The organism is Hydrocoleum sp. CS-953 (assembly GCF_002260545.1).
Lineage (GTDB): Bacteria > Cyanobacteriota > Cyanobacteriia > Cyanobacteriales > Microcoleaceae > Trichodesmium.
In genome coordinates this window covers 1-8,109 of record NZ_LGSU01001219.1, presented here as the reverse complement: position 1 = coordinate 8,109, position 8,109 = coordinate 1, and the positions used below count along the sequence as shown (strand labels likewise).

The following is an 8,109-nucleotide window of genomic DNA, read 5'->3' as shown; positions in this document are numbered from 1 at the left end:
ATTAATAATTAACAATTAATAATTAACAATTAATAATTAATAATTAATAATTACCTCTTCTGTAATACAAGGATTAGCACTCAAGGAATTTTGTTTCTTTTTTCTCCATCAGGACTTACACATAAGGTAGGAAAAACTAGGATTTGAGATTGCTATCCGTTCCGGACTGCTCCGCAAACCCTATGGGTTGCTATCGCAAAGCTGTCGCTAAACGCAATGACGAAAATACATTGTACTGCGTAAGTCCTATCCATGAATGGAGAGGCTTTATCCCTTAATTTTTTGGTAAACAGTAATCTGATTTTTTTGATTAGTAAAAACTAAAGGGTGCAAATTAAATTAAGAGTAAAAAGTCATCTGAAATTTTTCTAATAACTAATAATTAATAACAGGATTAAAATTTATGCTCGCTCAACCTAAACATTGGAAATATTCTACAGTTATAGCAGCAGCGACTTTAGCAACTATTAGCGGAATATGGTCGTGGCGATCGCTATCAACATCAACTAATAACTATATTCGGACATCAGAACAAAAAACTTTACCTTCCCTGACTCTTTCCGGACATCAAGCATGGGTATATGCAGTTGCCATCAGTGCTGACGGCAAAACTCTAGCAAGCAGTAGCTATGATGGTAAAATTAAAGTTTGGAATTTAACTAACGGTAAATTACTTCGTACTATAAATGCTCATGCAGATGCGATCGAATCTCTTGTTATGAGTCAGGATGGCAAAATTCTTGCTAGTGGTAGTTGGGATAACCGCATTAAACTTTGGGATCTTACAAATGGAACCCTCATCCAGACTCTTGAAGGTCATACCGATGATGTGAAAGCTATAGCAATGAGTGCTGATGGTCAGACTTTGGCAAGTGGTAGTTATGATGGTGTGATTAAGCTATGGAATCTCAAAACTGGCTCTGTTAAGATGANGGATGGCAAAATTCTTGCTAGTGGTAGTTGGGATAACCGCATTAAACTTTGGGATCTTACAAATGGAACCCTCATCCAGACTCTTGAAGGTCATACCGATGATGTGAAAGCTATAGCAATGAGTGCTGATGGTCAGACTTTGGCAAGTGGTAGTTATGATGGTGTGATTAAGCTATGGAATCTCAAAACTGGCTCTGTTAAGATGAGCATTCAACATCCAGAACCTATAACTGCTCTAGCTTTTAGTCCTGATGGCAAAATGCTTGCTAGCGCCTGTAAAAAAGGTCAAATCAAAACCTGGCAATTGAATACAGGTAAAAAACTCCACTCCTTTGCAGCACATAAAAACACAATTTGGGCGATCGCTTTTAGTCCTGATGGCAAAATGCTTGCTAGTGGGAGTCAAGACCAAAAAGTTAGGTTATGGCAAATAGAAAAAGGTCAACTTTTATCGACTTTAGAAGGACATGACAAAGCAGTTTTATCTGTTGCTTTTAGTCCTGATAGCAAAACTCTTGCTAGTAGTAGTTACGACAGAAAAATTCATCTGTGGGAGGTAGGAACAGAAAAGTTACTGAAAACGTTTACAGATCATTCTAAAGCTGTTTGGTCTTTAAAGTTTAACCCCAATGGTCAAACTCTTGCTAGTGGTAGTGCTGATGGTACTATTAAATTGTGGCCTGTATCTAGCTTGAATAGGAAACACATTTCAGAGAATGTTGCTCTTCCATCGGTTGTCAAGAAAGAAGCAGAGGTTACTGAGATAGTTCCCACTTCTGTTGTTAAGAAAGAAGCAGATATAGTTGCAATCTCAGAAATTAGTGATACAGCTAGGTTAGAGGAGTTAAACCAAAAGTTATATGACAAAATTGACCAAAGTTGGCAACAAACTCCTACTTGGTATGAGGATTTACTGTTTCAGATGAGAGTTGATGTTGATGGTGTCATTGTCAGTTTAGAACCGATGAATCAACCTGCTAGAGATTATATTCAACAAACACCTTTACCGAAATTGTTAAGTAGCGCTAATTCTGAAGTTACGAGTCAGAAAAAGTCTTTTGGAGTATTCCGGGTAATAATGACACCAACAGGTGTACTTGAAGTTAGTCCTTGGGGTGGTTGGTTGGAGTAGATTAAGTTTTGGAGTCAGGTGGTAGGTAAAAAAAGTTTACCGTTCCACCTGAAACCTAGATATATCAAGAAAACGTTTGATTTAAGGTAAAAATATTACTGTATAAAGGTTTGACCTTATTTTTAACCCGTTTTTTCCTAAAGTCCAGGTAGATGTCGGCGACGACAACCCAGACCCTCACCAATTAGATTCTGATGGGGACGGTTTTGGGTCTGAGAGTTTAGAAGAAGTCTCTTATAACATCAACAATTTGCTCGGCAAACTCTTGTACTCCGTGTCCAACATCTTTTATTATCTCTGCCGTTTCCTCAATATTATTAGGATTAAGAGCTTCATGCGCTCCTTCAATGTCCAAATTGCTTACACAATCGTGAAGCTCATCAAACCTTTGACTAGCTTCAAATGCCTCGACCTTACCAGCTTCGTCTGCTATCTTGCCAGCACCAAGACCTATCCCGGTAGCACCTATAGCAGTTAATCCTGCTATGGCATGAGCTTTTCGATAAGCGTCAACTAGGTTTTTTTCTTTCTGAGATTCTTCGTTACTTGCCATGGCTGTTCTCCTAACTATTAATTTCAAAGCATTTTATACTTGGCAAAATTTAGGTTTCATAGCTTAATTTACCAAAACCCAAAAGGTTTCAAATTTTCCACAGATTTCACTTAATCTTTATAATCTGACAATGCCATTGATTCTGTTGCCCCAAGAACATCTAGTAAGCCAACGTCTAGCTGCCCAGTTATACATTTTACTGCGACACGAATTAGTTTCCTCTTATCTGAGTCCGCTTCTGTATATACCCTATGTAAGCCAAAAAAAAGTTGCTTCGAGGCGCTAGCAAAAAGCTGTCGAGCAAAAGGTATACCTGCAAAAGGAATTGCTGCACTGACTGTGCCTATAGCATAGAGAGCTACACCCATCACAGTCGCATACCCCAATGCTTCAGCAATTATTGCAAGTCCAGCCTTGATATCCCCCTTCGTGTAGAGTTCATCCCTATAAATTTTTATATCTTCTTTCAAGGTTGCCATAATAAATTACTCCCCCCTATTTAAACTCCATTGGTAAGAAACCCTTTGCAACACACTCAGCCGAAGTAGATGTGTGGCTATTGGTGTACATATCTATGAGAGCATGGGATTTTGCATAATTCTGAGAATCTCTAGCAAATTGACAATATATAGGATTCTTGAGAGTCATTATATCTATTTCTGTGAGGAGCATAATAGCCTGAGAACGATAACCTATTCCTTCGTAAGGGGACGTTGCTAGTTTATAGTTATATGCTAAATTTTCAAGTCTATTCTTCAGATTTTGGACTTGAAAATCTGTTTGAGCATTAACAGGCTTTAAGTTAATAAGGATGCCAAGTAGTATGGCATTAATTAACAAGAACTTAGATGGAATCTTTTTAACCCCTACTAAGACTGATACTTTTTCACTAAGAGTTTTACTGCTAACCATAGCTAACTCCTTTTTGTATCCGTATATACTATTATCTTATAATCAAGAATTTCAAATACATACATTTTGATAAGTAATTTTACTTAACTATATTTATCTTAATTTTTTTTTTGCAAGTATCAAAATACTACAACCATACGCACCTTGATATATCTAAATTCGAAGATGATAGCTTACCATAAATGCTAACAGCAATTAGGGATAAAACGTCGTTTTACTATCAAAAAGGCACTTAATTAGACATTATATGGCCAAGGATTTAAGCCAAAAGACTATAATACTTTCTGTGTCAAGGTTACAAGCTATTTGCAGTTAATGTGAGCCGAAAATCTTGTTTGCGAGCTTATTTGCAAATAATTTGAGCTGATTTGCAGATAATGTGAGCTGAAGGGTGTTTTTATTTGCAGTTAATGTGAGCTGAAAATTGCCTTGTTTGCGAGCCGAGGCATTTTTGTTTGCAAGCCGTTACAGCTATACTTCAACAGTCAAGTAGTTAGCAAGATTCAAAGTATGTTGTTGACAATTATGAGTTAGTCAGTAATTATTATCACTACTTTTCCTCTCCTCCCACCTCCCATATTCCCCACACTTCCCCACCCAATCAGACATAGCAATATTTTTGAGAAATGGTATAATACCACTTTGAAAAAAGAATGTTACGAATAATAAGTGGGATGAAAAGACTTTACAGGAGATATCCGTTTGACTAATAAGATAATTTATTAACTAAGAAATGGCATCGAAGCTATTTATTCTGACTCCTGACTCCTGATTAATTGTTGAACCCTCCCCAAAATACTTATTCAGCAGATCCTAATTACCTAATTAGTTTCTGTTTTTACTTCTTCCTTGACTTGATTTTTAGCTTCAGTCTGATTTTTTTCCTTACCCTGAACTTGTCTTTCCAAAAGTTCTATTTGATTACCAATTAAACTTAAAAACGTAGTACCAAAATGCTGAATTTCCAAGAAACTAGCATCAGCANTTGTTGAACCCTCCCCAAAATACTTATTCAGCAGATCCTAATTACCTAATTAGTTTCTGTTTTTACTTCTTCCTTGACTTGATTTTTAGCTTCAGTCTGATTTTTTTCCTTACCCTGAACTTGTCTTTCCAAAAGTTCTATTTGATTACCAATTAAACTTAAAAACGTAGTACCAAAATGCTGAATTTCCAAGAAACTAGCATCAGCAGCAGCAGGTTTATAAACCCTAAAAGTCTGCATAACTCCCAAAGTCGCAGCACTTTCTAACGGACCAATAAAACTTGTATCTCTATCCAAAAAATAAGGTTTACTAGCCCATTCTGCCATCTGTTCAGCATTGAGAAAATAACAACCAGAATGGGGGTTAAGAGTTCTATGAAAAGTAATTAATTTTTCCATAATTTTTCCCTTAAGCTGAGGTTTCTCTCGAATATTTTGAAATTTAGCTGTTATTTCTGGTTTTAAATTTCCATCTACATAAGCTTTTGGTACAGCCCCCAAAGGTGAAAGTTCATAACGATTAGGTTGTAGTAAATTACCATTTCCTGTATGGTGATTAAACCATTTTAATTTGACAAAGAACCAAGGATCGTGTAGAACTAAATCATCTTCTAAATAACAATAATAATCATATTTTCCTAGACATGATTTTAGTACCGCTTGACATTCAAATCCTAATAACATAGGTTCCACATTAGTGTTGTGGTGCATCAGAAAATCTGATGACAAAGGAATCTGAGATAATAGGTGAAAACCTTTAGTTGTACAAACAATAATATCAATATCGTAACTGTTACCTTGATTGGCAGGAATAGCTTCATGTTTGCCAATATCAATTATATACTGAGATTTACCATATAAGGCTTTTAATGAAGTTAAACAGGTAGTTAAAGCTATACGCCTTGTTTGTGGGTCTTTCCGTAAAGAACCATGTTGTCCGCTACCTTCAGGGTTAAAGAAATGAGCAATTGTAAATAATATTCGCATTTGATAATGGATAATTAATAATTAATAATTAATAATGGATAATTGATAATTTAGGAGTTAGGAGTTAGGATTCAGGAAAGAACATAGTTTAGAAAGATTTCCGCTCTAGCTGAAGATGATACACCATATTTCGGGCAAATGATGTACAAGGTGAATGGTGAAAATCATGTAGTACGCTTCGGGGTGTACCTTATAATAACGGGAAGCGCTGTATCATTCCTACTGGTATCTTTTGTGTCAACCTAAACATTAATATCTATAGGAAATTTAAGCCTTCCTTCTTTCTTCTTTCTTCTTCCTTCTTCCTTCTTCCTTCTTCCTTCTTCCTTCTTCCTTCTTCCTTCTTCCTTCTTCCTTCTTCCTTCTTCCTTCTTCCTTCTTCCTTCTTCCTTCTTCCTTCTTCCTTCTTTCTTACCTTAAGAAAACAGTTCTGGAACACGATTTTTTAACTCTTCATTTAAACTTGGTAATTCATCTGTAAATAATATTCGCATTTGATAATGGATAATGGATAATTAATAATTTAGGAGTTAGGAGGGAAGAGAGTTTAGAAATATTTGTGCTTGGTATAGTTTGTGTAAAACTAAGCGTTAATTTCTATAGGAAATTTAAGCCTTCCTTCTTCCTTCTTCCTTCTTCCTTCTTCCTTCTTCCTTCTTCCTTCTTTCTTCTTTCTTACCTTAAAAAAACAGTTCAGGAACACGATTTTTTAACTCTTCATTTAAACGTGGTAATTCATCTAGCATTTGCAAATACCAATCTCGACGCTGACGATAATATTGACAAAATAAACGATTATTTTTTACCCAATTATAAGCGTTACTTACTATTTTTTGCCGGAGATTTTTATCAATTATAAGTTGTCTAAATTTTCTAGCAAAATCTGACAGAGAATAATAAATTAAACCTGTTTCACCATCAACAATTGAATTTTGGTAAACTGTTGAACTAGCAAGGACAGCCACTCCATAACCTGCACATTCAACAAACTTTAAGTCAGATTTCATTTGATTAATTTGATTATCATTTAGAGGTAATAAACCAATATCACAACTACCAAGAATCTCCAAATACTTATCATAACCACAAAATGGATAAAATTCTTTATTCGCTGTATTTAAACTTTCAAAAAACAACTCATCATGGATTACCTTGACCCTAATTTTATCCTGATAATCTGACAAAATTTGATTAATTATTGGCATAATCTCTTTCCAGTCTGCTTGCCTATTGACAGCTCCGAAAAATATGCTAAGATAATTAGTGTGGGGAAATATGTGCTCAGATAGGGGTAGTATACTGGATAACTGATTCTCAAAAACTATAACGTTAGAGTTATATTGGCGTAAAAATTTAGCTAGAGACTCAGTAGAAGTCTGAACACAGTGACAGCCACGATAACTAAGAAAATTATTTTCANTCTGCTTGCCTATTGACAGCTCCGAAAAATATGCTAAGATAATTAGTGTGGGGAAATATGTGCTCAGATAGGGGTAGTATACTGGATAACTGATTCTCAAAAACTATAACGTTAGAGTTATATTGGCGTAAAAATTTAGCTAGAGACTCAGTAGAAGTCTGAACACAGTGACAGCCACGATAACTAAGAAAATTATTTTCAGCATATTCAGGACGACGTAAAGGATTATCATCAATTTCAGCCACTATCAGATAATTCTTTTCCAGCAAAGACCTAAGTTTATAGAAATCAGAAGGATAATTTAAAATTGTGCGTTGCCAAATAAACACCTTTTCCTCTTGAGGCAACCCCACATTCAAATCAGCAGTCTTAACAGTAGAAATAGTTCTGACCCCAGGAATAGTAGAGCTAAACCGATCAGGTTCCCAAACTCTAACAGTACCACAAACTTTCGGGTCCATAATTATTGTTTGAATTAACAACCTCCGGGGAGAGATCAGAGAGTTGGTGGCGCGTACAATGAAATATTCAGCAGCAGTCTGAGTAGCAAACTTCTTTCCATCTAAACCCAAAGCATCAACCAGAGGTTGGGTAAGTTGGAGAAACTTTTCAAACTCCTCTCCCTTTTCTCCACGAGTTTGTACTTCATATATTTGTAAACCTGCTGTAGCAAAACATGACTTGAGACTTTCTAGACTAAACCAATGTCGAATTATTTCCGAAATTTCCCAATTACCTTTGAGCAAATTAATAATTCTGCGCCAATGCTGTACATTTGCGATTATTGCCAAAACTTGAGCATCATTTTTTAACCAAGTTTGACAATATTTCAAAAATTCAGTTGGGTTAGACATACCCATTAAATTTAAACCAAAAATCAGACAGTCTACCGTTTTTGGAGAGATATTTAAAGTAGAAAGATTTTCTTGGATATTTCCCACTAAAATTCTATCTACTTTTGCAGCAGCATTTTTAGCAAACTCTGGATTAGATTCAATCCCAATATAATGACAATGAGGATTAATTTGTTTATATTGAGAAGCTATTGTACCATTACCACAACCTAACTCTAAAATAACTTTAGCATCAGCAGGAATAAAATTGAGTAATTCTTGATGAACAGAAGTTTCGGAAAAATAAAATTTAGCTGGAGTCATTTCAGTTATCAGTTATCAGTTATCAGTATC

General features: G+C 35.4%; 8 protein-coding genes and 1 pseudogene. 2 read left to right on the top strand and 7 right to left on the bottom strand.

Annotated elements, in window-relative coordinates; translation table 11 throughout:
- Nucleotides 1–403 precede the first annotated feature (403 nt).
- Nucleotides 404–932 (top strand): annotated as a pseudogene (locus tag AFK68_RS45870) (WD40 repeat domain-containing protein); the annotation flags it as partial.
- Nucleotide 933: 1 nt separating this feature from the next.
- On the top strand, nucleotides 934–2,065 hold a 1,132-nt coding region (locus AFK68_RS45865; protein WP_371357475.1), incomplete at its 5' end, for a WD40 repeat domain-containing protein.
- 220 nt (nucleotides 2,066–2,285) lie between these two features.
- On the opposite strand, the gene AFK68_RS20445 is transcribed toward AFK68_RS45865, so the two are convergent.
- The 7 genes from AFK68_RS20445 to AFK68_RS45855 form a co-directional block, all read right to left on the bottom strand.
- Complete coding sequence (locus AFK68_RS20445; protein ID WP_094674612.1) at nucleotides 2,286–2,618, bottom strand: hypothetical protein; 333 nt, start codon at nucleotides 2,616–2,618, stop codon at nucleotides 2,286–2,288.
- A gap of 110 nt (nucleotides 2,619–2,728) precedes the next feature.
- A complete protein-coding gene (locus AFK68_RS20440; RefSeq protein WP_094674610.1) occupies nucleotides 2,729–3,097 on the bottom strand; it encodes a hypothetical protein in 369 nt (122 codons plus the stop codon).
- Nucleotides 3,098–3,113: 16 nt separating this feature from the next.
- Nucleotides 3,114–3,530 (bottom strand): hypothetical protein, encoded by a 417-nt coding sequence (locus AFK68_RS20435; RefSeq protein WP_094674608.1) that lies wholly within the window; start codon nucleotides 3,528–3,530, stop codon nucleotides 3,114–3,116.
- Nucleotides 3,531–4,560: 1,030 nt separating this feature from the next.
- Nucleotides 4,561–5,502, bottom strand: coding sequence for a hypothetical protein (locus AFK68_RS20430; RefSeq protein WP_094674606.1), 942 nt, complete (start codon nucleotides 5,500–5,502; stop codon nucleotides 4,561–4,563).
- Nucleotides 5,503–5,758: 256 nt separating this feature from the next.
- The gene (locus tag AFK68_RS20425; protein WP_094674604.1) at nucleotides 5,759–5,941 is read right to left on the bottom strand and encodes a hypothetical protein; all 183 of its coding nucleotides are present in this window, start codon (nucleotides 5,939–5,941) and stop codon (nucleotides 5,759–5,761) included.
- Nucleotides 5,942–6,182: 241 nt separating this feature from the next.
- Nucleotides 6,183–6,509 (bottom strand): glycosyltransferase, encoded by a 327-nt coding sequence (locus tag AFK68_RS45860; protein WP_371357476.1) that lies wholly within the window; start codon nucleotides 6,507–6,509, stop codon nucleotides 6,183–6,185.
- A 413-nt stretch (nucleotides 6,510–6,922) separates the two neighbouring features.
- Nucleotides 6,923–8,079 (bottom strand): class I SAM-dependent methyltransferase (locus AFK68_RS45855; RefSeq protein WP_371357474.1); only part of this gene is annotated, 1,157 nt, incomplete at its 3' end.
- Between the last annotated feature and the right edge of the window lie 30 nt (nucleotides 8,080–8,109).